General features: G+C 45.2%; 21 protein-coding genes. 9 read left to right on the top strand and 12 right to left on the bottom strand.

Annotation, left to right across the window (positions count from 1 at the left end; translation table 11 throughout):
- Positions 1–5 precede the first annotated feature (5 nt).
- The 5 genes from HNQ46_RS06350 (at position 6) to HNQ46_RS06370 (ending at position 4451) form a co-directional block, all read left to right on the top strand.
- Positions 6–806, top strand: coding sequence for an ABC transporter ATP-binding protein (locus tag HNQ46_RS06350; protein WP_183683919.1), 801 nt, complete (start codon positions 6–8; stop codon positions 804–806).
- Between the two features lie 112 nt (positions 807–918).
- Positions 919–2058 carry an ABC transporter substrate-binding protein gene (locus HNQ46_RS06355; RefSeq protein WP_183683920.1) on the top strand — a complete coding sequence of 380 codons (1140 nt, stop codon included), beginning with the start codon at positions 919–921 and terminating at the stop codon, positions 2056–2058.
- A 100-nt stretch (positions 2059–2158) separates the two neighbouring features.
- Entirely contained in the window at positions 2159–2920 is a 762-nt protein-coding gene (locus tag HNQ46_RS06360; RefSeq protein WP_243155865.1) for an ABC transporter permease, read from the top strand.
- Positions 2921–3227: 307 nt separating this feature from the next.
- Positions 3228–3761 carry a CD3072 family TudS-related putative desulfidase gene (locus tag HNQ46_RS06365; RefSeq protein ID WP_243155866.1) on the top strand — a complete coding sequence of 178 codons (534 nt, stop codon included), beginning with the start codon at positions 3228–3230 and terminating at the stop codon, positions 3759–3761.
- Between the two features lie 123 nt (positions 3762–3884).
- The gene (locus HNQ46_RS06370; protein WP_207719992.1) at positions 3885–4451 is read left to right on the top strand and encodes a CD3073 family putative ECF transporter S component; all 567 of its coding nucleotides are present in this window, start codon (positions 3885–3887) and stop codon (positions 4449–4451) included.
- A 246-nt stretch (positions 4452–4697) separates the two neighbouring features.
- On the opposite strand, the gene HNQ46_RS06375 is transcribed toward HNQ46_RS06370, so the two are convergent.
- From HNQ46_RS06375 to xdhA, 5 genes are all read right to left on the bottom strand, one after another.
- Complete coding sequence (locus tag HNQ46_RS06375) at positions 4698–5801, bottom strand: glycosyltransferase family 2 protein (RefSeq protein WP_183683921.1); 1104 nt, start codon at positions 5799–5801, stop codon at positions 4698–4700.
- Between the two features lie 358 nt (positions 5802–6159).
- A complete protein-coding gene (gene xdh / locus HNQ46_RS06380) occupies positions 6160–8742 on the bottom strand; it encodes a selenium-dependent xanthine dehydrogenase (protein WP_183683964.1) in 2583 nt (860 codons plus the stop codon).
- A 376-nt stretch (positions 8743–9118) separates the two neighbouring features.
- Complete coding sequence (gene xdhC / locus HNQ46_RS06385) at positions 9119–9601, bottom strand: xanthine dehydrogenase subunit XdhC (RefSeq protein ID WP_007157738.1); 483 nt, start codon at positions 9599–9601, stop codon at positions 9119–9121.
- Entirely contained in the window at positions 9594–10484 is an 891-nt protein-coding gene (xdhB, locus tag HNQ46_RS06390) for a xanthine dehydrogenase subunit XdhB (RefSeq protein ID WP_183683922.1), read from the bottom strand. Before xdhB ends, xdhC begins: the two co-directional genes overlap by 8 nt.
- Before the next feature lie 153 nt (positions 10485–10637).
- Positions 10638–13085: a xanthine dehydrogenase subunit XdhA gene (xdhA, locus tag HNQ46_RS06395; RefSeq protein WP_183683923.1), complete on the bottom strand. Its 2448-nt coding sequence runs from the start codon at positions 13083–13085 to the stop codon at positions 10638–10640.
- A 625-nt stretch (positions 13086–13710) separates the two neighbouring features.
- On the opposite strand from xdhA, the gene HNQ46_RS06400 reads away from it, so the two are divergent.
- The gene (locus tag HNQ46_RS06400) at positions 13711–15072 is read left to right on the top strand and encodes a uracil-xanthine permease family protein (RefSeq protein WP_183683924.1); all 1362 of its coding nucleotides are present in this window, start codon (positions 13711–13713) and stop codon (positions 15070–15072) included.
- A gap of 263 nt (positions 15073–15335) precedes the next feature.
- On the opposite strand, the gene HNQ46_RS06405 is transcribed toward HNQ46_RS06400, so the two are convergent.
- Entirely contained in the window at positions 15336–17351 is a 2016-nt protein-coding gene (locus HNQ46_RS06405) for an N-acetylmuramoyl-L-alanine amidase family protein (protein WP_183683925.1), read from the bottom strand.
- Positions 17352–17871: 520 nt separating this feature from the next.
- Between HNQ46_RS06405 and HNQ46_RS06410 the strand changes: the two genes are divergently transcribed.
- Complete coding sequence (locus tag HNQ46_RS06410) at positions 17872–18918, top strand: threonine aldolase family protein (protein WP_183683927.1); 1047 nt, start codon at positions 17872–17874, stop codon at positions 18916–18918.
- A gap of 44 nt (positions 18919–18962) precedes the next feature.
- Here the strand turns inward: HNQ46_RS06410 and HNQ46_RS06415 are convergent, their stop codons facing one another.
- The 5 genes from HNQ46_RS06415 to HNQ46_RS06435 form a co-directional block, all read right to left on the bottom strand.
- On the bottom strand, positions 18963–19319 hold the full coding sequence (locus HNQ46_RS06415; protein WP_183683929.1) for an arsenate reductase family protein: 357 nt from the start codon (positions 19317–19319) through the stop codon (positions 18963–18965).
- Between the two features lie 17 nt (positions 19320–19336).
- On the bottom strand, positions 19337–19552 hold the full coding sequence (locus tag HNQ46_RS06420; protein ID WP_007157749.1) for a DUF3791 domain-containing protein: 216 nt from the start codon (positions 19550–19552) through the stop codon (positions 19337–19339).
- A 1-nt stretch (position 19553) separates the two neighbouring features.
- On the bottom strand, positions 19554–19799 hold the full coding sequence (locus HNQ46_RS06425; protein ID WP_183683931.1) for a hypothetical protein: 246 nt from the start codon (positions 19797–19799) through the stop codon (positions 19554–19556).
- Between the two features lie 166 nt (positions 19800–19965).
- Positions 19966–20898, bottom strand: coding sequence for an ATP-grasp domain-containing protein (locus HNQ46_RS06430; RefSeq protein ID WP_183683933.1), 933 nt, complete (start codon positions 20896–20898; stop codon positions 19966–19968).
- 14 nt (positions 20899–20912) lie between these two features.
- Positions 20913–22184, bottom strand: coding sequence for a dicarboxylate/amino acid:cation symporter (locus HNQ46_RS06435; RefSeq protein ID WP_183683935.1), 1272 nt, complete (start codon positions 22182–22184; stop codon positions 20913–20915).
- A 363-nt stretch (positions 22185–22547) separates the two neighbouring features.
- Between HNQ46_RS06435 and HNQ46_RS06440 the strand changes: the two genes are divergently transcribed.
- Entirely contained in the window at positions 22548–23654 is a 1107-nt protein-coding gene (locus tag HNQ46_RS06440) for a M24 family metallopeptidase (RefSeq protein ID WP_183683937.1), read from the top strand.
- Between the two features lie 219 nt (positions 23655–23873).
- The gene (gene pepI / locus HNQ46_RS06445; protein WP_183683939.1) at positions 23874–24761 is read left to right on the top strand and encodes a proline iminopeptidase; all 888 of its coding nucleotides are present in this window, start codon (positions 23874–23876) and stop codon (positions 24759–24761) included.
- Between the two features lie 110 nt (positions 24762–24871).
- Here the strand turns inward: pepI and HNQ46_RS06450 are convergent, their stop codons facing one another.
- Positions 24872–26239: a peptide MFS transporter gene (locus HNQ46_RS06450; protein ID WP_183683941.1), complete on the bottom strand. Its 1368-nt coding sequence runs from the start codon at positions 26237–26239 to the stop codon at positions 24872–24874.
- Positions 26240–26624 lie beyond the last annotated feature (385 nt).

The following is a 26624-nucleotide window of genomic DNA, read 5'->3' on the forward strand; positions in this document are numbered from 1 at the left end:
GCAGAATGGCAGAAATTTGCATCAAGAATTTATCCTTTCACTATGCGGATGATCAAAGAACCATTTTGGAAAATATCACCGCCCAATTTTCTCAGGGAGAATTCGTCTGCATTCTTGGACAGTCCGGTTGCGGAAAAAGCACCTTACTTCGCCTCTTTGCGGGCTTGGAGTCTGCCAGTGCCGGAGAAATTCTGATTGGCGAGGAAAAAATACAGGGAACCTCTTTACAAAGGGCCGTGGTATTTCAGGATTATGGTCTTTTCCCCTGGTTAAGCATCGGAAATAACATTCTGATTGCCCTGCAGCAATGTTTTCCTGGAGAAGATAAAAAAGTATTACAGAAAAAGGTAGAGGAACTTTTGCAAATGGTGGGCTTAAAACCCGAGCTTTATCATAAGCTTCCCAAGAGCCTTTCCGGCGGAATGAAGCAGCGTACCGCCATTGCTCAGGCCTTCGGCATGGACGCGCCCATACTCTTGATGGATGAACCCTTTGGCGCACTGGACGCCATCACCAGAAGAAAACTGCAAAGACTGTTAATCTCCCTTTGCAAGGAAAGAAAGGAACAAAAAACCGTACTCTTTGTCACCCATGACATTGATGAGGCTCTCCTCCTTGCAGACCGTATTTTCGTTTTAGGCCAGGCTCCCAGCCATATTATTCACTCCGTGGAGATTCCGAAGGACTTGCGAAATCGCTCGGATTTACTTTTTGAAAATGAGTTTTTTATTACCCAAAGAAACACCCTGCTTTCCTATCTAAATGAAGACATTGAAAAGGGAGAAGAAGAATCCCTCTTGGGATAAGAAAGGATTCTCTGTCCGGAGAGTCGGATTGTCTATTCGAATAGGCAATAATTCTCTTAAGATAGGAACGGTAGGCTGATATACACAGCTATGTAGGCATGAAAGGAGATTTATGAAAAGAATCAAAATGTTGGCAGCGGTACTTCCTTTATCTCTCGCTTTATTTGCTTGTCAGGGGCAGGGAAGCGGAGACAGCAAGAACTCCGGCACAGATACCGCCAAGGAGGGAAGCGCCAAGGCAGAGGATGGCTCGAAGGCTGAGGGCAAGGATAAGAAAGAAGTCATCAAGATTAACTGGGCAAGAGACAATAGCGGTAATGCCTTCCAGGAATTAGCCATGGAAAAGGGATGGTTCAAAGACGAGGGTATCGAAATCACCCAGAAACCCTTTGATGCCAGCAATGATGCTACCACCGCTCTTCTTTCCGGAAATATCGACATTTTCTCCAACTACGGTACCAACGGTCCCCTGCAGACCTTGGCTGCCGGGGAAGACCTGCAGATTGTAGGGGGCTATATGGCAACCGGATGTATGCCCATTATTACCAGAACCGACAACTACGACTGGACCGGTGTGGAAAGTCTGGTAGGGAAAACCGTTGCAGCGGACGCTTCCGATTACACCATCGGCGGAGCGCTTCTGGAAAAGGGCTACGATCCGAAAACCGATGTGAAGTGGGTACATTATCCCAACTACTCCGACATGACCGCCGCAGTCATCAAGGGAGAGGTGGACTATGCCGTTGTGGGAACTAGCCGTAATTACGAGGTTCAGCAGCAGCCGAATCTGAAGGTGGTAAGCTATAAGTCCGATTTAATGCCCTGGTACTCCTGCTGTCGTATGGTAGTAACCAGCAAGTATTTTGAAGAAAATAAAGATGTGGTTAAGAAGATTATCAAGGTACTCCTTCGTGCCCAGGCTTACTATGAGAAGAGCCCGGAGAATAAGGCAGAGGTAAAGAAGATCGTTGCCAAGAGAATGAATGTAACCGAGGATTACCTGGATTCCTATATGGACAATGAGCATTTCCGCATTTCCGTAGATCCTCTGAAGCACGAGGTGGAGAGGGCTTGGAATATTCTGGGGGAAACCGGCTTCTTAAGTGAGGGTTGGGACAAAATCAAGGTAGACGACCATATCCAAAACGACCTCTATTATGAAGCATTAGAGGAAGCCAAGGAAGCTTACGGCAGTGAGAATCCGGAGTTCTATGAGAAGATGGAAAAGTTCTATCAGGAACATAACGCTTAAGTTTTATATTGCATATGAGCACCAAAGCCAGGAGTCTTGGCTTTAAGTTTTAAAGAGAACAAAGGGAAATACAGACAAAAAAGGGAATAAAGGAGAACAGATGATGAAGGTCATACAGACTTTTTTTCGAAAATATCGCATTACCATTTTGGTGTATATCGGCATTATTGCTTTGTATGCCTTTGTGGCGAACAACCGGTTGGTTAATGCCTTTCTCTTCCCCACCACAACAGCCATTTGCAAGGCCTTTCTCGGGGATTTAAATGTTATGCGTTTAAACCTGATTGCTTCCCTTTCCATCTTGACCCCGGCCATCCTGATTTCCTTAATCCTGGCTCTGATTATCGGTATTATCATGGGAAGCAACAAGGGACTCCGGGAAGCTCTACATCCGGTGCTTTATACCATTAGCGTTGTTCCCTCCATCCTGCTTTCTCCCTTTGCCCTCTTACTGGCACCAAGCTTTCGTATGGCTTCTCTCTTTCTGATTGTCTACGAAAGTATTTGGTCCACGGTTTTCGGAACCATCACCGGAATTATGACCATTGATAAGCGTTATCTGGATAAGGCTGATGTATTAAAGCTTAGAGGCTTGAAGCGTTATCTTTATGTAATTCTCCCGGCGGCCAGTCCTTCCATTATCTCCGGCTTCATCAACTCTCTCTCCGGCACCTTCGTTATGCTGGTTTATGCGGAGATGTATGGTGCTGAATACGGAATGGGCTATTATGTGCGACAAAATGCTGCACTTGGGCTCTATGACAGAACCTGGGCAGGCTTCATTTTCATGATTATCGTTCTGGTCATCGTGATGCAGTGCTTTGAGAAGATTCGAAACAGGATTCTGCATTGGACGATGTAAGTAATAAGGGATATAAAAAAAGAGAGATAAGAAAAGAGTAATACATAACACACAAAAACAGCATAGGTCAAAATTTCAGGCACGCTCTCGCTAAGTTCACCCAGCGGGTAGCGGTACTAAATTCAAGCTTCACTTCGCTCGCTTTCATTAAGTACCGGTGGGCTCAGATTGCCTTCATTTTAGACCTATGCTGTTTTTGCCTTTCGTCGATACTTGTTCTATTTTTCTTTTATTAAATCTCTTTTCAATAAATCTCTTAATATATCTAAAATTGCAATAAGATTTGAGTGATAAACATGGTAAACTATTGAAAATACATAAAAAGGAGGGCTTATCTATTTATCCATCAAAGAAAATCATTGTAGTCAGTCATTGTGTTTTGAATCAAAATGCTGTGGTGCATGACTTGGAGCGTGCAAAAGGCGCCTTTCCCCTGGTCGAAGAAATTCTAAAGAGGGGGATAGGCATCATTCAGCTTCCCTGTCCGGAATTCTTGTATCTGGGAAGCAATCGTCCTTCAATGAATAAGGCTGAGTATGAGAAGACGGAAGGCTATACCGAACATTGCCGAAGGATTTTAGATCCTGTTTTTTGGCAGTTAGAAGAGTATCAGAAAAACGGTTATAGCTATCTTGGTGTTTTAGGGATTCAGGAAAGCCCCAGCTGTTCTCTTTCCTCTCCCCCAGGAATTCTAATGGAAAAATACATGGAAGAAATGGAAAGAAGAAACTGGACACAGGCCTGTTTCGAAGTGCCGGTATTTTATGACGAAGAGGAGAAGGACGAAAAATGGGAAGAATATAAAGCTCGCTTTACTGCCTTCATAGAAGAAAAGCTTTAAGCTTAAGTGAAAAAGATGAAAAAAGCTCAAGAGATGCAGTAAGAAAAATCTACTATGAAAAAACAAAAAAATGTGTGCTGTACGGTAAGTTATACAGCAGGAATTTAATAAAGGAGAATTGCAATGAACAAGTTGAATAAGAATACGAAGATCCTATTATTTTGTGCTCTGGCGGTGGTGATAAATGTAGTTTTTGGAGATTTTGTCAGCATGCTAAAGATACCTCTTCTTTTTATGGATACCATCGGCACCATTTTCATTGCGGCATGCTACGGTATGGGCTATGGCGTTCTTACCGGTGTGGCCACCAACCTCCTGATGGGCTTTACCGCCAGCCCCAGCGCAATCCCCTTTGCCTTGGTCAATGTAGTGGTTGCAGTTGTGGTAGCCCTAATCAGTAAAGCCGGAAAGAAGGGCTTCAGCCTTCCCAAGGCAATCCTTGCAGGACTGCTTTTAGCCATTTTATGCCCAATGGTTGGAGCTCCCATTCGTATCTTCCTCTTCGGAGGACTGACCGGTTCCGGAACAGACTTGGTGATTATGGCCTTAAAGCAATCCGGCCAAGAGCTTTTTACTTCAGTTTATCTAGGGGCTGTTAGTGGAAACTTGGTGGATAAATTACTGTCCTGCGTACTGGTGTCCCTCCTCTTACAAAGACAAGCTATGAAGCGAAGCCTTTCCTTGGCCTAAAAAAAGAGGTATGAAAATAGTATAATCACCGCCATGCAAAAACAGCATAGGTCTAAAACGAAGGCAATCTGAGCCCGCTGGTACTTAGTGAAAGCGAACGAAGTGAAGTTTGAACTTAGTACCGCTACCCGCTGGGCGAACTTAGCGGGAGCGTGCCTGAATTTTAGACCTATGCTGTTTTTGCATACTATATACTATTCTGTTTTTATCTCTTTTTAAATCCTTTTTCTTTGTAACAAGAACGCCTTACGCCCATTTTCCGGACAGGCTGTAAACCTTCGCCAAAAGACCTCCCAAAAACTTGCCGTGAAGCTTCCGGAATTGTTCCTTTTCTTCCTTCAGGCGGTTTTTGTTCTTCATTTGCTTTCTGGTTTCCGCCTCTTCGTGTCTTCGATAGGAAAGCAAAGCCTTCTTAATATAGAGGAAACGCCCCTCTTTTTCCGCCAAATGCAGGAAGGCATCCCAATCCGTAATAAAACGATAGTCATTTTTGAATAATAATCTTCTGCAATGTGCTGTCACATAGGTACAGCTGGGGCAGGAGATGCTGTTGCCAAAAAGTAGGGGAAGCTTTTTCCAGAGGCTCTTTTCCGTATGATGGGTAAAATGATAGGGAAGTCGTAGGATTCTTTTCACTTTCTCAGCAACATTCGGCAGCTTCTGTCCCATACCGTCAATGTCCTGCACCGCAGTAAAAATCAAGCTGGCATCCGGATAGAGAGAATAGGCATGCTCCACAGCCTTCGTGTAATCTTCATGATACAAATCGTCCTGATGGGCAATGGTCACCAGCTTTGCTCTCTTTCTGCCTACCTCCAAAGCAAAATTCCAATCCCTTGCCAAAGAGGGCTCTCCGTTTCGAACAAACAAGGGCAAACGATATTCTCTGGAAATCCTCTTTAAAAATGCATTGGGAGTTGCGGTGCAAAGGTAAATAGGAGATGGATTTTTTTGCTTTAAAAGAGATTGAATGCATGCTTCCAGATAAGAGGATTCTCCATAGCAGGGAATGACAAAGGCATGCAACACCTTCTTTCTCTTCTTTAACGCAATAAACTTTCTTTCCGGAAGCCCTCTTACGCCTCTTTCCTCTGCATGAGCGGCAGCTTTTTCGATAAATGCCTCTGTTTTTTCCTTTGCTGTCTTAAAAAATCTGCACCTTCTGGCTTTTCGCGCTTTAAAGGAAAGGCCGGATTTTTCCGACTTCTGAAGGATAGCTTGTGGCTGTTCTACCTTCCGTTCCGGTTCATGCGACAGCTCCTGCTTTTCTTCCTCCAGAAAGCGGTTTACACCGCCCTTAGCCTTCTCTCCTTCTGCAAATATTCTTTTCTTCAATGCTTCCTTATCCATTTTTACTCCTTTGGCATTGCGGTAAGATTCATAATGCTCCTATTTTAACAAAAAATTAATTTTATTTCCACCGTTATGAGGAAGCTTTTTTCCCATAATCCGATTTTTTCCTTAAGTCACGAAGAAGGGACTGTAAAAATCAAAATAGTTTTCTAAGCAATATAGGTCTAAATTTGGGGCACGCTCTCGCTAGCTTCGCCTCGTAGCGGATACTAAGCGAAAAACTGCGTTTTGCTTGTTTTTCGCAAGTACCGACGGGCTCAGACTACCCCCTCATTTAGACCTATATTGCCGAAAATCTATTTTTTTTGATTTTTATAGTCCCTTCTTCATGAGCTTATATTTTTGCTATTCCGGATTATGCCTTCTTCTTTCTATAGAATGTATTGTCCATAGGAAGCTTGGTTCTGAACTCATGATCAAAGGCATAGTAAGCATTGGCAATGGCCGGAGCAATAGGAATGCTGGCAATCTCTCCGATGCCCTTAGCACCGAATGCGAAGGGGATAGGTGTATCCCTCTCTACATAGATGGCATGGATGTCAGGAATCTGGTTTGCACGAAGCAGTCCCAAGGTTCCAAGCTTAGCAGTGGGTACGCAGTCCTTTAAGGGGAAGTCCTCGGTTAAGGCATAGCCCATTCCCATCAATACTCCACCTTCAATCTGTCCTTGAATCGCAACCGGGTTTACAACCTTTCCGGAGTCATGGGCAGCATATACATCCGTTACCTGTCCCTGTTCATCCAGAAGAACCAGGTTGGTAGCATAAGCATAAGCTACGTGAGACTTGGGGTTGGGAAGGTCTGCGCCAAGCTTATCTGTGGGATCAAAGAACTCGAAGAAATATTCTTTTCCTTCCAATGCGGAAAGGTCTCCGCCTACTTTGTCCAAATCTCCCTTAAGCTCTACGGCTAAGCCCTTTACCGCCTCACCGGTAATCAGAGTCTGACGGGATCCGGAAGTGGTTCCGGAGTCCGGAGAATCCTCTGTGGAACCCTTGGAAAGATCAATCTTCTCCACCGGAAGACCGGTACCATCGTGCATCATCTGCATAAATACGGTACGGCAGCCCTGTCCGATATCGGAAGCTGCGGTATACAACTCTACCACGCCGTTCTTAATAACCGCTCTGGCTCTTCCCTTGTCCGGAAGACCTACACCTACGCCGGCATTCTTCATGGCACAGGCAAGACCTGCTCTGCTCTTGTTGGCTTCGTAAATGTCCTTTACCGCCAATAAGGTTTCCTTAAGGGCTGTAGAGGAATCCGCAATCTGTCCGTTGGGAAGAACCTTTCCCGGCTCGATGGCGTTACGGAAACGAATCTCCCAGGGGCTGATGCCTACCTCCTCAGCCAGCTTATCAATCAACATTTCCAATGCATACTCACTTTGGCACACACCGAATCCGCGGAATGCTCCTGCAGGTGGGTTATTGGTGTAATAGCCGTATCCATAGATATTGGTGTTCTGATAGGTGTAAGGTCCAACGGAATGAGTACAAGCTCTCTCCAATACCGGTCCGCAAAGGGATGCGTAGGCTCCGGTATCAAAGTAGATTTCACAATCCAAGCCCTGGAAAATACCATTTTCATCACAAGCCAGAGTAAAAGTACCCTCCATAGCATGACGCTTGGGGTGGAAGTTGATGGATTCCTGACGGGTGAACTTTACCTTTACCGGTCTTCCCACCTTTAAAGCCATCAGCACGGCAATATGCTGTACGGAAACGTCTTCCTTACCGCCGAATCCGCCACCTACAAGCTTGTTCTCTACCACGATTCTGGAAGGATCCCAGCCCATCATGATGGAAATCTCTTTTCTGGTATCATATACACCCTGGTCACTGGTATAAACCTTCACGCCGTCCTTATAAGGGAAGGCAATGGCGCACTCCGGCTCCATGAAGGCATGCTCTGTAAATGGAGTAGAGAAGCTCTCTGTTACCACATACTTAGCGGCAGCAATCGCGGACTTGGCATCTCCACGGGTTACGTGTCTTTGCTGACAAAGATTTCCGTTAGGATGAAGCTTAGGCGCATTTTCCGCCTTAGCCTCTGCAATGCTTCTTACCGGCTCCAGCACTTCGTACTCTACCTTTACAAGCTTCTTCGCCGCCTCCAAAATGGAAGGAGTCTCAGCAACAATCAGGCAAAGAGCGTCTCCGATGCAACGAGTTGTGTCCCCTTCGGCAATCATAACATCCCAGTCCTGCTGAATGTGTCCCACCTTGTTGTTAGGAACATCTTCAGCCTTTAAGATAGCTAGAACGCCGGGAAGACTCTCTGCCGCCTCTGTATTAATCTTTAAAATCTTGGCTCTTGGATACTCTGTACGAACAGCCCCTCCGTAAACCATGTTTTCCATCTCCACATCATCAGGATATTCTCCGGTTCCCAGAACCTTCTCTCGAACATCCACACGGAAAGCGGACTGTCCAACCTCGAAGTCTTCTCCGGATTCCAGCTCGGACTGAATCTTTTCCTCTCCCCGAAGCACCTTGGCAGCAAGCGCAATTCCTTCGATAATCTTCTTATAACCTGTACATCTGCAAATGTTGGAGCGGATGGCTTTCTTAATATCCTCTTCTGTTGGATTCGGATTCACATCGATTAAAGCCTTGGCACTCATCACCATACCGGGAATACAGAATCCGCACTGTACGGAACCGGCACGTCCAAAAGCATAGACATAGGCCTCCTTCTCCTGAAGGCTCAGTCCTTCAACAGTAACAATGTTCTTTCCCACTGCCTTTTTGGTGGACAAAATACAGGAACGCACAGCCTTTCCATCAATCAAAATGGTACAGGTTCCGCAGGCTCCTTCACTACAACCGTCTTTTACGGACTTACACTTTAAATCGTCACGAAGAAAACGAAGCAAAGGCTTATCTTCCTTTGTTTCCACCTCTTTTCCGTTTACAATAAAACGAAATACATCCATCTCTTCCATAAGCATCTCCTAATTCCTAAACTCAATATAGCGACGAAGGTATCCTCTTCCCTTTTTACTCTTTCTCCTAAGCCGATGAAGAAAAAGAAATTGCTCCTCCCCTTTATCGGCTAAGCATTCTTACTGTTTTGAAAAGCTTTCGGCTGCTTATCGCAATCCGTATTCCTGCAGGATATCTTATTATTTTTTAGCTCGCTCCTTATAATCTAAAAAATAATTATGTCGTTTACAAATTAACAATATGATTATAAACGAAAGCGGTGAGAGTTGCCACCCCCACCGCAAAGACTTCCCTTTTTTCCAAAAGAGAGTAAAAACTTTTGTGCGATTTGCCTAACAAATTTTTAGGCAAAAACCAAAATATTTTTTAGTTTGCTTTCTGAAGATTTTCCTTCACTACTCTTTCTACGGCATTTAAAATATTTTCATAACCGGTGCAACGGCAAAGATGTCCGGAAATCAGCTTTCTTAACTCTTCTCTGGTATAGTCCTTTCCTGTTCCCACAATCTCCACAGCGGTAAGAATCAGTCCGGGAGTACAGAAGCCGCACTGCACCGCTGCTTCTTCGATAAATGCGGTCTGAACCGGATTTAACTCTCCGTTTGGCCCCTTAAGACCTTCTACGGTAAGAACGGACTTTCCGTCTGCCCACATAGCCAGGTAGATACAGCTGTCCACTGCCTCTCCATTTACCAAAACGGTACAAGCTCCGCACTCTCCTACCTCACAGCCCTTCTTTACAGAAGTTAAGTCAAGACGCACTCTCAAGGCATCCAAGAGAGACTCTCTCTCATCCACAGCCAGTTCCACATCTCTTCCATTCACCTTAAAATGAATAATTTTAAGCATTGATCTGTCCTCCTTGTAAAACAATGGCTTCCTTTAAAGCACGCTTTGCCAACTCTGAAATCACCTGTAAACGGAACTCCTTGGAAGCTCTCCAAGAGCTTCTGGGACGAACCTCTGTTAAGGCGATATTTACATAGTTCTCCATTCTTTCCGTATCGGTGCAAGCCGCACCCTTCAGGCTTTCCTCCGCCTTCGGGCAACGAATGGGGGTAGGAGCCGCTACACCGTAGCCCAGTCTTACTTCTTCAATATGCTTCTTCTCTTTGTCCAGCTTTACCATTACCGCACAGCCCAGAGTGGCAATCTCCATTGCCTTTCTCTTTCCGTACTTAATGTATTTTCCGCTGAAGCCTTCATAATCTTCTTTCTTGATTAAGAAGCCGGTACAAACTTCATTTTGCTCACGGACAGTCTTTCCCGGGCCGGTATAAAACTCGGAAATCGGAACTCTTCTCTCCCCATTGGGGCCTGTCAGGCAAACAATGGCATTTAAAACCTGCATGCCTGCTGCGGAGTCTGCGGAGGTTGCTCCGTTACAGATGTTTCCGCCGATGGTTCCCATATTTCGAATCTGGGGACCTCCAACGGTGTCCACGGCCTCTCCCAGCATGGGGATATGCTTTTGTACCAGAGGGTCATTGGTCAAATGGGTAAAGCAGGTTCCTGCTCCAATGAAAAGGTCTCCGTTGTCCAAAAGCTTTACGCCCTTTATTTCTTCAATATTTTTAATGGATACCAGCACTTTCCCCGCATCCTTTCCCTCACGAACACGAATCAATACATCGGTTCCGCCGGAAATGATTTCCGCATTGGGATTGGCAGTTAAGGCCTGCACCGCATCCGCTACATCCTTTGCTTCATGAAATCCCTGTAAATCAAACATGTCTTTATCCTCTCCTTTACCATAAGATAAATATCACTCTTGTGTTTTACGGACGGGAATCCCGCTTAAAACAGGAGCCCCTGTCCTCTATGTTCTATACAATCTTGAGAAGAAACCGGCATAGGGAGGAAGCCCTCCCTATCGCTTTCCTCCTTAGTCTACAGAGATTGTCTTAATTAATCCTGCCTCGCGGAAGGCATCTGTGAGTCTCTGGCTGGTCATCGGCGCCACATTCATGGCAACGCCGGTAGCCTGTAAGATAGCGTTTCTTACTGCAGGAGCCGCTGCAATAACAGGAGGCTCTCCTAAGGACTTATTACCGTAGGGGCCGGTGGGATCCTCCAGCTCCACAAAATCCACTTCCAGATCGGGAACATCCATAGCGGTAGGAATCTTAAAGTCTAAGAGGTTGGCATTTAATACCTTTCCGGTCTTCGGATCTACCAGTAAATCCTCGGATAAACCGAAGCCAAGGCTCTGTGCCATTCCGCCGTGAACCTGTCCCCTTGCCGTGTCGTGGTTAATGATTTTTCCGGAATCATGCACTTCCACGATTCGTAAAATCTCCACCAAACCTAAGGGCATATCCACTTCCACCTCGGCATAGCACACACCGGAGGAGAAGGTATTGCTCTTACAGTGGTTGGTACATTCCGCCGCAATATGCACGGACTTATCCAAAGAATAGAACGCGGTGTCTGCCAAAATAGCAAGGGGAAGTAATGGGTTTCCGCTCTTCTTTTCCACAATCTGAGAATCCACCAGTTCTAAGGAATCCTTGGAAATCTCTGTCTCTTCGGAAAGGGAAAGAAGCTCTCGAATCTTCTTTGCCGCAGCGGTAACCTCTTCCACATACACGGTTTTGGAGAAATCCTGTACCGCATTGTTTAACATATATTCCGCATAGTCTAAGATACGATCCTTAAACTCCTCTGCCACCTTCTTACAAGCCATACCGGAAACATAGGTCTGGCGGGAAGCGTAAGCTCCTGTATCGAAGGGGGAGGTGTCTGTATCCTGGGTAGATCCAATATAGATCTCCTCGTAGCGAATACCGGAGGCTTCTGCTGCCATCTGGGTAAATACGGTATCCGCACCCTGTCCGATTTCCGTAGCTCCCATAAAGAGCTGGCAGGAACCGTCCTGATTCAATACCATACGAGCCGCAGCAGTCTCTAAAGCGATAGGATGAACACCGGTCTTATAGCAGAAAATCGCCATACCGATACCTCTTCTCTTGTCTCCGCTTTGAGGCTTATCGTACTCCGCTCTCTTCTCCTTCCAGTTGGCAAGCTCCGCACCCTTTATTATGGAATCCTTTAATCCATAGGAATGGAAGGTAATGCCGTTATGAGGATCCTTAAAGCCTGCAGGAATGCAGTTCTTTAAACGAATTTCCAGAGGATCCATTCCGATTTTTCTTGCCAGATCATCGGTTAAGCACTCGGTAATCCATACGGACTGGGGAATACCGTATCCTCTCATAGCACCTGCTGTAGGCGCGTTGGTATAAACAGTCCAGCAGTCTACCTCTGTACCGATTTTATCAATATATAATTCTTTGAAGACATTTCCGCAGTTTGCACAGATGGCGTGGCCATGGGAAGCGTAACCCCCGTTGTTGGCAAAGGCTTCCATCCTTCTGCTAAGAATCTGTCCGTCCTTTGTTACCACAGCCTTGGTATGTCCGGTAATCTGGTGTCTGGTTCTGGTGCCGTAAATGGTTTCCTCACGGGAAATCTCCAAGCGCACCGGTCTTCCGCCCACCTGCATGGACATGTAAGCATTTAACGGCTCATACAATACGTCCTGTTTGTTACCGAATCCGCCGCCGATATAGGGTTTAATAATACGAACTCTTCCTGCAGGAACTCCAAGCGCCATAGCGGTATATAAACGAACGATATGGGGAATCTGGGTGGAGCAGACAATGGTAATCTTGTCATTCACATCCACATAGGCAAAGGATACAGGAAGCTCGATATGGCAGTGAGAAATCTTCGGCGTATCATACACACGCTCAAGAGTGAAGATATTTTCCTCTCCATACTCTTCCCTGGCCTTCTTAAGACCTTCCTCAAAGGTATAATCCTTCTCTCCCATAGTCATGTGGCTATGAACGATAACATTGTCCTTACGAAGATCCGGGTGAAGCGCCTGTGCTCCCTCCGCCAATGCCTCCTCCACGGTAGTCATCACAGGATATTCCTCGTACTCCACCTTTAAAAGGCGAAGAGCCTGGTCACAGGCCACTTCATTTTCCGCAATGACGCAGGCAATATCATCTCCGTAAATCCGGACTCTCTGATTCAGAAGCTTTCTGTCACAGATATCCTGGTGGGCTTTCTCTACAGACCAGGGGTGTCCTGCTGTGGGGAATTGAATATCCGGCACATCAAAGCAGGTAAGAATCTTTACGACTCCCGGTACCTTCTCCGCCTCACTGGTATCAATGCTCTTTACCAAACCATTTCCGATGGTGGAATGGTAAACCTTACCGTGCAAAATATTCTTCGGCTCTAAGTCCGCAGTATACTTTGCTTCGCCTGTGACTTTTCCATAGGCATCAACACGAATCTTATCTTTCCCTACTGCACGCATGGAAACCCTCCTGACTGTTTGCAAATGCATCCATTGGTTACGAAAATACAAGGCCTTCTTCCTCCGGAATGGCTTTGTCTAAGTATAAAATCACCCATTTCTGGAGTCTATTCACAGTTTTTGCCAAGCTTTTTTGGTGCTTCTGTCATAGATTTAACAAAAAAATTTTTTAGATAATCTAAAATTTTGTACTGACTGGCAAAAATCCCTTCCATTACAGCTTATCCTTGCATCTTCCTACAAGCTTGATATTACTGGATTTTTTGCCAAAAAGCCATTTTAATATTTCCAAGGTTTTTCCTTTATTTTTAGAAATTTCCGTGAACTTGTCTAATTTTTGGCGTATTGTCAAAATATAGACAAGCACTTTACAGGGTGTTACAATACAGTCCAGATTCTTGTTATAGGATTTTTTATTTTTTTGAAAAAACAGGAAAGATTTCTATGAAAAATCACAAAAAGGAATAGCTACATTTTCAAGGAAGAAAGCTCTACAGTCCGACATCGGAAAATGCTGCTTGGGAGCAAATCAGGAAGCTCCTTAGGCACAAACCATTGAAAATATCTATTTCCCGGTGATATTTCAGGAATCTTTTTTCTTTTTCAAACAAACGAAGGAGGAAAAATGAGTCAAGAAAAGTCAGTAGCACGCATGGAGAACATTTACAAGCTGGACGGAAGAGTGCCCATCGGAAAGGCCATCCCCTTCGGCTTACAGCATGTCTTAGCCATGTTCGTATCCAACCTGGCCCCTATTACTATTATCGCAGGAGCCGCACAGCCCGCCCTTACCCAGCAGGAAATCGCCATGCTTTTACAAAATGCGATGTTTGCCGCAGGTATCGCCACCTTTATCCAGCTGTATCCGGTCTGGAAGATTGGCGCTAAGCTTCCTATCGTAATGGGTGTAAGCTTTACCTTTGTGACCATCCTGTCCACCATTGCCGCAAACTTCGGTTACCCCACCGTCATCGGTGCCGTAATCGTAGGCGGTTGCTTTGAAGGTGTTTTAGGACTTTTGGCAAAGTATTGGAAGAGAATCATTACTCCCATCGTTGCCGCAACCGTAGTAACCGCCATCGGCTTCTCCCTTTTTACCGTAGGTGCTCGTTCCTTCGGCGGAGGCTACGGAGATGACTTCGGTTCCAAAGAAAACTTAATCATTGCCACCGTAACTTTACTTACCTGCATCGGCTGGAGCATCTTCGTAAAGGGCTATATGAAGCAGCTTTCCGTATTGGCCGGCTTGATTGTTGGATATATTCTTTCCATATTTATGGGCAAGGTGGATTTAAGCCTGATTTTCTCTGACGGCTTTGTGTCTTTACCAAGACTCTTCCCCTTTACTCCACAGTTTAACATCGGCGCCATCCTTTCCGTTTGTATCATCTTCCTTGTTTCCGCAGCAGAGACCATCGGAGATACTACAGCCATGGTAGCCTCCGGCTTAAACAGAGAAATCACCGAAAAGGAAATTTCCGGTTCTCTGGCATGTGACGGATTCGGATCCAGCATTTCCGGACTTTTCGGCTGTGCTCCCGTAACCTCCTTCTCCCAGAACGTAGGTCTTATCGCTATGACCAAGGTGGTAAACCGCTTCACCATTGCCACCGGTGCGGTAGCTATGCTTTTGGCAGGGCTTCTGCCTCCTGTAGGACATTTCTTTGCTTCCCTTCCCCAGTGCGTATTGGGCGGATGTACCATTATGATGTTCGGTAGCATCGTAGTCTCCGGAATGCAGATGATTGCTTCCTGCGGCTTCAGCCAGAGAAATATCGTCATCGCTTCTCTTTCCTTGGCAGTAGGTATCGGATTTACCTCCAGCACGGAGAGTAGCATCTGGCACATCTTCCCCTCCATCGTACAGACCGTATTCGGGGAAAATGTCGTAGCGGTAGTCTTTGTTGTTGCTTTAATCTTAAGTGCGATTTTGCCTCAGAACATGGAGGTAGCAAAGCTTACCGAGTCTGTAGAAGAAGAGAAATAATTTACATAAAAGAAACGCTGAAGTAGTGATTTATCGCTTTTCAACAATATAGCCTGTAACAGGGGCACGCTCCCGCTAACTTCGCCTCGCAGGGGTTCTAAGCTTTTATAGTACAAAAGCCAAGAACCCGCGGGCTCAGATTGCCCCTTATTACAGGCTATATTTCGAAAAGCAAAAGTGCTCTAGTCTTCTGAGCGCTACTTCAGCGTTTCTTTTTTATATGTTTTCTTTCTCTTGTTTTGAAAAATGATTGCTCCAAAGCTTTAGTCTGTTACGTCAAAGAATAAATTCTCCGGCTCTTTCTCATACAGCTCTACCGTATAGAAGTACTTCAGCTTAGACTGTACTTTGTCATTCTTTTCCGGTGTGAAGACCAGTTTTTCTTCGATATTACCATCCTTTTTTCCACTCAGCTTCTTCACAGGATAACGTTTTATTGCCTGCAGACTATCATCCGGCTCGGTAAGATATAATGCGGTTAATTCTCCATAGATATCCCACTCTGCACCGTAAACTACGGCAATCTGATTTCCGCTTCTATTAAATCCGCTATGCTCCAGAAGCAGAACCTCTCCCTTTTTCAAATACTCCAAAACCTTCTCGGAAAAGTCGGAAGGATTAACTTCCTTCTCATCAAAGAGAGCTTCATTTCTTAAGTTCTGGGGAAGGGTACTGTTCTGTGCTTCCTCTCTTCCCAAGTTGGAAGCGGAAGCTGTTGCCTCTGAACGAGAAAGGGTGGACGCGCTGGCTCTTTGGCTTTGACCGGCTTCCTGTGTCTTTGGATACAGGGCATAAGCGCTGGACCTTGTAGGAGTAACAGCCTCGGTATAAAGCTCATCCAGACTATGGAGTTTTCCAAAGATTTTTGCCTTAAAACTTCCGCTTTGAGGGCTTGTTCCCCGGAGATTCACCACGTCACGACTTCTTTGTAAAAGGGCATGTCGTAAAGCATCTCGTTCTGCCGCATAGTAGCTTAATCTGGAAATGTAGTTCTCTTCTCCTGCACCGTATACTCTTTCCGCTACATTCGCAGTATCATAAAAGCCGGAAGAAGCGGTTTGGGGAATGATTTCAAAAGTGTAGGTATTCTTTGCAATAACCAGATTCTCATCTTTTCTGAAGCTTCCTGCATTTAAATCGACACCCTTGGCAAATAAAGCGAATCTGCTTTCTCCCTTCTTATAAATCACTTGAAGGCGATCAGGCTCTTCTAAACCGTTTTTAAATTTCTCCTCTGTCTCTCGGAAAGCCGCCTCTCTCTTAGCCTGCTGCTGTCTTAAAAGCTCAGCATTTTCACGGTCTCTCCGCTCTTTTTCTTCTCTCGCCTTTCTGGCGGCCTCTTTTTGTTCCGCTATCTGCCTATCCAGGCGTTCCTGTTCCTGTCTAAGCTGTTCCCGATAACGCGCCTCAATTTCTTGTTTTCTAGCTAGCTCATTTTGTAAATGGAAGCTATACAGCTCTTCCTTCGTTGCAAAAGGATTCTTAGTTGATGGGTTATAGCTGGTCTGCCAAGCGCTGCTGCTTGAACCGGAGGAACTTCCGCCTCCGGAAGAACTTCCCCCGCCGGAACCGCCACCGGAAAAGCTTCCGCCACCACCGCCGGAGCTGGAACCGCCGCCTCCTCCACCGGAGCCTCCTGCACTCTTAACCACGCCGGAGAACTTCACCGCTCCTGCATCGGCCTCTGCGGCCTGGGACTGGGAAGTTCCTGTAGGTTCAGACTTTACCTGTGCCACAAGACTTACGATTTCCTCCAGGCTCTTGCCTTCTTTTCTGGCCTGCTCCGCTACCGCTTCCTTCTCTTTCGTGCTTTGCACACCCTTGGAAAGGTCGAATAATGGCTCACCCTTCTCATTGGCGCACTTTCCGCCCTCCTGTACAAAGAAGCCGTCCGGTGTCTTTTCATTATGATACATTCTTCCGGAATCTCCGGCAAAGTAATAGCAGTAGCCGTCAACCCACTGCCATCCGGTTGCCATCTTTCCTAAAGAATCCGCCTTGGTGTCCAGGAAGAACCATTTTCCGTCCTTCTCCATCCATCCGCTTTTTAAATTCTTGCTCTGGGGATCCACAAAATACCACTGTCCCTTGTTTTCCACCCAGCCGGTCTTCTCCTGACCGTTACCGTCCACATACTTCCAGTTGTTTCCATCCTGTTGCCATCTTCCTTCAGAAGCTGTGCCACTGTGCCCCTCCGCAAAGGCCTGTCCGCCGAACAAACCAAGCAGAATGGCTGTAGCCAAGGGGAACAGTACTCTGTCTATTCCTTGTTTCTTCATTTTGCCTCCATTCCGGAAAAAAGAAGGACCTCCCTGACCGACTTTTCTCTATCCCTAAGGGGTAATTCGGGCCCTGCAATATGCTGCAAAGCCTTTAGCCAACGTGACCGTTTTTTAACTACTCCCTTAAATACTCTATACTTCTAAAAAGGTCGAGGCCAATGTTTCGCAAAGCTCTTGTCTTTACAAGAGGAAAATGCTTTGTCTTAAACCGCAAAGCCGGAAAATGCGTAACATTCCTCGACGGAAGACTCTCCTTCGTCTCTAAATCCGAAATCCCTGGAAGAATCCGTCTTTATTATAATCGGCAAGGTTTTTGACAAGATAAGCGTTTGATTTAATTTTTTATCTCTTTTCCTGTTCCGGTACATATCGAATCGGGCTTTTTCTTTTTGTCTTCCACCTGTGAATTTTCGGTTTGGACCTTTCCTTTATCCGATGTTTCCGATTTGCATTTTTCTTCATCCCTATTTAAAATAAAAAAATCGAAAAAAAGATTTTCCGAAGAAAAGGAGGCAAAATGAATACCGATATCCTGCAATTACAGTCCGATTATCTGGAGGCTTGTCACGAAAATATCTTAAAACGTTTGACGGAAGAATACAGAAAGCCCTATCCCGGCTATGGAAGCGACAACATTTGCGAAGCCGCCAAGGAAAAAATCCGAAAGGCCTGTCACTGTCCCGACGCTCAGGTGGAATTTCTGGCGGGCGGCACCCAGACCAATGCCACGGTGATTGACTCCTTCCTCCCTTCCTACCAAGGTATACTCTGTGCGGACAGCGGACATATTGCGGTGCACGAAGCCGGAGCCATTGAGCTGACTAGACACAAGGTGCTCCCCCTAAATGGAAAAGACGGAAAGCTCTCTCCGAAAGCGCTGGAAGCCTTTCTTTCCGACTTTGCCTTGGACGAAAATAAAGCCCACACCGTTCAGCCCGGCATGGTTTACCTTTCTCAGCCCACGGAATACGGCAGTCTGTACAGCAAGGCGGAGCTTACTGCCATTTCCGAGCTTTGTAAAAAGCATCAACTGCTGCTTTTTGTAGACGGTGCCCGGCTGGCTTACGCCCTTGCCGCCCCGGAAAATGACATTAAGCTTCCGGATCTGGCTAGGCTCTGCGATGTCTTCTATATCGGAGGCACCAAATGCGGTGCCATGTTCGGAGAGGCGGTGGTGATTCCGGATTCCACCCGACTTCCCCATTTCTTCACCTCCATCAAACAGCATGGTGCCCTCATTGCCAAGGGCTGGCTTCTGGGCCTACAGTTTGATGAGCTCTTTAAGGATGAGCTCTACCTCCATATCGGCGAAAAGGCAAATGCCTACGCCCGGGAAATTAAGGCAGCCTTAAAGGATGCGGGGCTCCCCCTCTTCGGAGACTATCCCACCAATCAGGTCTTCTTTGTCATTTCCCATGAAAAAATGGAACAATTAAAAAAGCAGACCCAGTACGCCTACATGGAACGCTACGATGAAAACTCCAGTGTAATTCGTTTTTGCACAAGCTGGTCCACAAAAGAAGAAGATGTGAAGAAGTGCTGTGAGATAATTAGGGGACTGTAAGCCCCCTTTTATTTACAACAAATATCACCGACGAAGTATTTATCTTATATTCCTAAAGCCTCTAACCATTCCTTTTCTTTAAATCCCACCAAAACCTTCTCTCCATAAAGGAATATAGGTCTCTTTACCAGCATACCGTCTGTAGCCAGTAGTGCTTCCTGCTCTTCCTCGGACATATTGGGCAGCTTATCCTTTAATTCCATAGACTTATACAACTGTCCGCTGGTGTTAAAGAAACGTTTTAAGGGAAGACCGGAACGCTCCTTCATCTCATGGATTTCCTTCACGCTTGGGTTTTGCTCCTTAATCGGGCGCTTTTCAAAAGAGACATTGTGAGCCTTTAAAAAATCCTCCGCCTTTTTGCAGGTACTGCAACGGTCATAGCAAATAAATGTATTCATGGGTTTTCCTTTCTGTTTTAGGCTTCTACTAAGCCACTTCTTTCTTTTAATAAGATATCTATATCTTCAAAGGCATTCTCCAAACGCTCCACATGATAGATTTCGTATAAATCATAAATCAGCTTGGTCAAGTCTGCCTCATCCCATAACTTTAGAATATCACTTGCTTTTTGCTTTTTGAAATCTGCATATCTTTCCAAAAGATAAATAAAAAACTCTCCTTCTTTACTCATTTTATTCACCTCTGATATATTGCGAGTTACGAGGATTTCCGGTAATCATTTCACTTTCCCACATTTCAAATACAATTTGCGGACTAAAGGTATATACCTCTGTCAATGGATCCAGTAGCATCTGATAGGTTTCCGAGAACAAAAAGGAACGAATGGCTTTCATGTCCTCCATCCCGTACTTCATTTTTATCAAAGAAATCACCTGACGATCAAAGAAATCCCTTTGTCTGGCACTGATCTCTGTCACAACTGCTCACTCCCTTCAAAACGTAAAACCCTCTTCCCTAGTTCTATGCATTTATTTATAGCAAAAAGGAAGGGGAATGAACATCCCCTTCCTTCACTTTATAAAGCTGCTTATATTCTCTTTACAAAAACTTCCAATCCGTATTCTTTATTTCCGGAAAATCTTTTTACCCCTGCTCTTTTAAAAGCTTGCCCAGGTATTCAGCCAAATGCTCATGAGCGTAGATATTGGCATTCTTCTCCGCAGTGGGATTATAGTTGGTGTTGGTATTTACGTCATAAACATAAATCTCTCCGCGTTCCGACTGTACCCACTCAATCGCCGCAACATCAATGCCGCTGTGCTGTAAAAATTTTGTGTAGGCCTGCTCTCTTTCCTTCTCCAAAGGTTCTGTGATTTGGAACTTTTCGGAGCTTTCCAGCTCTTCCTTCTTCTTTCCGATCTGGCAACCGTCTGCCGGGCAGAGCTGGAAGCCGTCGGAGGAGTCAATGGATACGGTGTATAAGAACTTCTGTCCGATAAACTCGGAACGGCGAATTCTGCCGTCTGCGGGCTTAATATACTCCTGCAAAAGGGTGATGCCGTCTACGGAAGGTTCAAAGGCCGGGCTGTTGACATAGGCCTCCAGCTCCCCTTCATTTTGGAAAAGCTGTACCCCCAAGCCCTTTCCTGCACGGTTATGCTTGGTAATCAGGGGGTAGATATTTAGCTGTCTTGCGCCTTCCAGAATCTGATCCTGTCCTAAAACCGCCACGGTTTTGGGGTGGGGAATGCCATTTTCCTCTAAGGCAAGATACTGCTTTACCTTACTGATTTCCAGATTAATGGCTCCTAAACCGTTTACCACCTTACGGCCATGTCTTGTGAGCCAGGAAAGCACCTGCTCGGTGTATTCCGGCGCATAACGGTGTCCTCTGGTGTGAGAAGAGGCAGACATACGGTTGTAGAACACGCCCTCAGGAGGAGTCTCCTGTAAATTCAGGATTCCCTTAGATAAATCCCATAGTTCATAGGGAATCTTCTTTTCTTCCAGCCACTTTACCAAATGTTGGGTCCACTCCAGATTTTCATGGATTACATATACCTTTTTCTCTGCCATAATATTTCCTTTCCTTAGCCTGCATTGGCAACAAGTTCCTTGCCTGTCGCATTTTCCACCTTTGCTGTCTTTTCTACTTTTTCCGCATTCGCTTTTTTACTATCCAATACAGCCACTGCTAAAGCCTGCCCTACCACATTCAGAGCGGTTCTTCCTGCATTTGCAAAGAAGTCTACGGACAATATCAGGGCTACACCTTCCACAGGAAGTCCCAACTGGGGAGCTGCTGCCAGCAAAACTACAATGGCCCCGGAGGGGATTGTTGCCGCGGTCTTTCCGATTAAACTTAAAAGGAGAACCGTAAACAGTAAGGCCTGAGTCGTGAAAGTAATGCCGTAAGCATTTGCCAAAAAGACAGTCGCCAAGGCAAAATACACTGCTGCTCCCTCCAGATTAAAGGAGTAGCCGAGAGGTACCACGAAATCCGTTACCGCCTCGTCATAGCCTTCCTTCTTCAAACGCTTCAAAAGTGGGGGTAGAACCACGCTGGAGCCGCCGGACACAAAGGCCAGTGTCACCAAATCTCCGATACTCTTGAAAAGCTTTACATAATTCACCTTATATAGAATAGCAATAACAGGGAAGATTACAAGTGCCAAAACGCCGTAGCCAAGGTACATTCCCACAACAAACTGTCCAAGTCCCACCAGCTTGTCCACTCCGGTTGTTGCTACGTCCTTGGCAATAAAGCCGAAGACGCCCACAGGAGAGAGTAAAATCACTGCGTCTAAAATCTTGTAAATGGCGGCAATCCAAATCTTTGTGCCGGAAAGGAAGGCTTCCTTCTTCTCCTGCTCCAGCTGACCTACGCCATAGCCTAAGAAAATGGCAAAAATCAGAATCGGAAGTAATGCGCCGTCGGTAAGTGCCTTGAAAAGATTGGAAGGAATGAAGTTCAAGAAAAACTCATCAATCTTTACCCCGGTGGCGATTCCTTCCAAGCTTGCACCTTCCTGTCCGATATTTACTCCCTGACCAAAGCCTAAGTAATAGGAAGCAAAGACAAAAAGGGCGGTAATTCCTGTAGTTACGGCAAAGAAATACAGGAAGGTCTTTCCCAGGAGCTTCTGAAAATGATTCTTTCCCAACACCTCTGCCACAGCCACCACCACAAGGGGAAGCACCAAAGGAATAATCAGCATACTGATGAGCCGGATAAAGGCCTGTCCCAGAAACTGGTAAAAGCTTGCGAATTGGGGAAGGAAATATCCTGCTGCCCCTCCTAAAAACAATGCTATCAATAATTGTAACCCCAAGGCTATTTTTTTCTTCTTTACGTTATCCATAATTCTCTTCTCCTTCTTCTCCCATACATTCCGCTTACTACTTTCGGATTTACTACTTCTTCCTTTTTCTATACGCATTTCATCCTGTTGTAACTTACATTTCCTATAAACCTACTAATCAACTAGGACTTCTGTACTATAGCATAAGGAGCCTTCCTATGCTAATTCTTATTTCAAATGTTTAGTTATAAATTTCATCTATATCAGGCTTTTCAATTTTTTACAATTTCTGCAAAAAATTTGCATCCAATGTGCCATTTTCGTTAATTTTTGCTATAATCTAGGTAGTTATGCCAAACACATTATTCTTTGGAGCAAGGAAGCAGGAAGCTCCCTTCTCCCTCTATAGAAAGGAGAAACAACATGGATCAGGGCAAGTTAGAGCGGATTTTAAAGAAGATGGAGGAGCGGAATCTTTCTCAGATGATTATTACCGACCCACCCGCCATTTTCTATTTAACCGGAAAGTGGATTCATCCCGGCGAAAGAATGTTGGCATTGTATATCAACACAAAGGGTGACAAGCATCTGTTCGTAAACCGTATGCTTCCCCAGGAGAGAGACTTAGGTGTTGAAATCACTTATTTTGACGATACGGAAGATCCTGTAGCAATTCTTTCCGAGTTCATCGAAAAGGATAAGCCTATGGGTATCGACAAGACCTGGCCGGCACGTTTCCTCCTTCGCTTACAGGAATTGAAGGCAGGCTCCTCCTTCGTCAACGGTTCCGTAATCGTGGACAAGGTACGTCAGATTAAGGACAAGCATGAGCAAGAACTGATGATTCAGTCCTCTTTAGTAAATGATAAGGTTATGGAAGAGTTGGTGCCTTATGTGGTAAAGGGCTTAACAGAGAAGGAATTAAATGCCGTAACCAGAGATTTGTATAAGAAGCATGGCTGTTCCGGCGTTTCCTTTGATCCCATTACCGCTTACGGACACGGTGCCGCAGATCCTCACCACGTTACCGACGACACTAAGGGAAAGAAGGGAGATTGCGTTATCCTGGATATCGGCGGTGTCTTAAATGACTATATCTCCGACATGACCAGAACCGTCTTCATTGGAGAAGTCAGTGAAAGACATAAGGAGATTTATCAGATTGTTCGAGATGCGAACCTTCGCGGAATCGCTATGGCAAAGCCCGGCAACAGAATGTGCGATGTGGATTTGGCTTGCCGAAACTATATCGAGGAGAAGGGCTATGGTAAATACTTCACTCATAGAACCGGACATTCCGCAGGTATCGAGGATCACGAGGTGGGAGACGTTTCCTCCGTTAATGAAGAGATTATCGAGGTTGGACAGTGCTTCTCTGTAGAGCCCGGTATCTATATTCCTGAGGAAAATATCGGCGTACGTGTAGAAGACCTGGTAATCATCACCGAGGACGGATGCCACGTATTGAACCACTACACCAAGGATCTTCTGATTGTAAAAGAAGACGGAAGTATCGTTAAGGGAGAATAAAAGAGCTTTTCTCTTATCTAATTCGATGTTTTCTCATTAGAAGATTTGTAAAATCCCCCAAAGGATTGTCATTCTCCCTTGGGGGATTTTTAGTATTAAGCGACTTCCGCTTCATAACATTTCCCGTTAAATAATTAACATCTCTTGAAAAATATGGTATGATAAAAGAAATATAATTTAAGAAAACCAGCGGCTCAGCCGGTAGAAACGGAGGACATTATGGCACAGATTCAAGAAGGGCGCATGCCTTATTTAGGCTATGAAACGTATTATCGTATTGTTGGAGAGAATAAGGGCAATAAAAAGCCTCTTCTTCTGCTCCATGGGGGACCCGGTTCCACCCATAACTATTTCGAGGTTTTGGATGACCTTGCTGATAAGGACGGACGTCAGTTGATTATGTATGACCAGCTGGGCTGTGGAAACTCCTACCTGGACGGACATCCGGAGCTTTGGACCAAGGAGACCTGGCTAAACGAATTAATCGCCCTGAGAAAGCATTTAGGATTGGATGAAGTCCATATCTTAGGACAGTCCTGGGGCGGTATGCTGGCGATCATTTATGAATGTGAATGTAAGCCCGAGGGAGTTGCCAGCTATATTCTTTCCAGTACCCTTCCCTACAATGCCATCTGGGAAAGTGAACAGAAAAGAAGAGTAGGCTATCTTCCCGAGGAGATGCAGGAGGCTATCGCCAAGGCGGAGAAGACCGGAAACTACAGTGATCCGGACTATGATGTTGCCATTACGGAGTTTATGACCAGATATTGTGCCGGTCCCTTTGGCCCGGATGCAGCAGAGTGCCTGACAAGAAAGAAAAAAGCAGGAACCGAAGCTTATGTTGCAGGCTGGGGTCCAAATGAATTTACTCCCACCGGTTCTCTCCGGGATTATAATTACATGGATCAGTTGAAGGATTTTTCCAAGCCAACTCTAATCTGTAACGGTGCTGAAGACCTTTGCTCTCCCTATATCGCAAAATTAATGTTTGATGCTATCCCCAATGCCAAGTGGGAGCTTTTCCGTTATTCTCGGCACATGTGCTTTGTAGATGAAGAGGAGCTTTACAAGAAGGTATTGATGGAGTGGCTGAATCAGAATGACTAGAGCTTGAAAGAAGGGTCAATACAAAATCAAAAAAATTTTCTAAGCAATATAGGAAGGAAAGGGGAGGGCTCAAAGCCCTCCCCTTCTTAAATGCTTTATCTTATATCTTCTTATGCCGTTTCTTCTACCTGATCATTGGTAATCAAGCTGTTCAGCTTTCGGTCCATAATCCAAAGAACTGCTGCAAGGATAATCAAAAGCGCTGCAATACCGAAGTTTGCCGCTGCAAATGGCATCTTGGAAATAATGTTATACAAGGTTCCGTAGGAAAGTCCTGCAATAAAGATAGCGAAGGTCCATACCGCCATCATTGCGGAAAGGAGCTTTCCGGGAGCAAACTTGGAAATAAAGGAATTTCCTAATGGAGAGAAGGTCATCTCACCAAGAGACATACAGAAACCGAATACTACAACCCAAAGCAAGCTTGCAGGTCTTCCTGCTCTGGTAATCTCTGCCATTGCAGCCACCAGGAAAGCAAGTCCTAAAATTCCCATACCTAATGCAGTATGCTTAAAGATACTGAGTCCGCCGCCGGCACGCTTTGCATCTCTAGCCCAAAGGAGTCCTAAAGCAGGTCCTAACAGAATACAAAGAAGTCCATTCTCAGAGTCAAAGAAGGATGTGGGAATCGTGAATCCGAAAAGCTTCCAGTTCATGTTGATAAATTCCTTAGCATCATTCATTGCTCCCCAGTGATCATAAACCGGAAGATATGCCAAATACCAGAAAATCCAGAAGATGGAGGAGAAGAGGGAAACGGCGATAATTGCCAGTACTCTTTGCTTCTCGATCTTTGTAAGAGGTCTGCTTGGCTCAGCTGTCTTAATGGTCTCCTTGGATGCTGCTGCTTCTGCACTATCCTTAAAAGGCTTAGCTCCTGCTTCTCCCAAGGGTCCCCAACCTAAGAAGAACATTACAGCATTCACCAACATAACGATGGAGCAAACCAGGAAACAGATTCTGTAGCCTCTTGCTCCTGCAATCAGTCCCACGCTGGTGGTTCCAATGAAAGAACCTAAGTTTACCATGGAATACTGAGTGGAGAAGGCCATATCCAAATCCTTAGGATCGGAGAATAACTTTCCGGTGATGGAGTTGGTCTGGGGCTTAAAGAGTCCTGTTCCGATAGAAGCCAGAGCAATCATGATAGCAACATCGGTAAGACTGGATGATCTAAAGCCGAAGAAATATCCTAAGCTGATCAAAGCCATGCCGATAGGAACCAGATACTTAGCACCCACAAAATGATCGGATATGTAAGAACCGAACAAAGGCGCTAAATAGGTAAATGCTACGAAGAAAGATTGATAAGTAGCACCATTTTCCTTCGCTACTCCTAAACCACCGTCGACTACACTGGCGATTAAAAACTGTACGATGAGCCACTTTACGGAGTAAAAGCTAAAGCGCTCCAGGGTGAAGGCAAAGTTACAAATCCAGAACCCTAGCCCTCCCTTTCTTTTTACTGTGCTGTCCATAAACACTCCTCTCCTTAAGGTTAAACCCTTATCCTCGCCTTTTCCCCTTATGCTACTCTTTCTTTGGGGAAAGAAAGAATTTTTAGGGGAAAATGTAGGCAAGCAAAAATAAATTCTTAAGAGGAATTATAGCACTTGTACGCTTTTTCTTCAATATTCTATAAATATTTATACATTTTTCAAAAATGAAAAACTAAATTCTACTCATTGACCTCTCGGTAGATTTTACTTCTGCACAGTTGATATTTTCTCTTTCACACCATTCATGGTATGTTTAGACCTCCTTCTGGCAGCAATGGAAGGAGTTTATTATGAGTAAAATTATTCCCGGTAACCAAAAACATCTTTCTTTAGAAGACCGACTCTTTATAGAACAAAGTCTAAA

Origin of the sequence: Oribacterium sinus (assembly GCF_014202695.1) — a bacterium.
Lineage (GTDB): Bacteria > Bacillota > Clostridia > Lachnospirales > Lachnospiraceae > Oribacterium > Oribacterium sinus.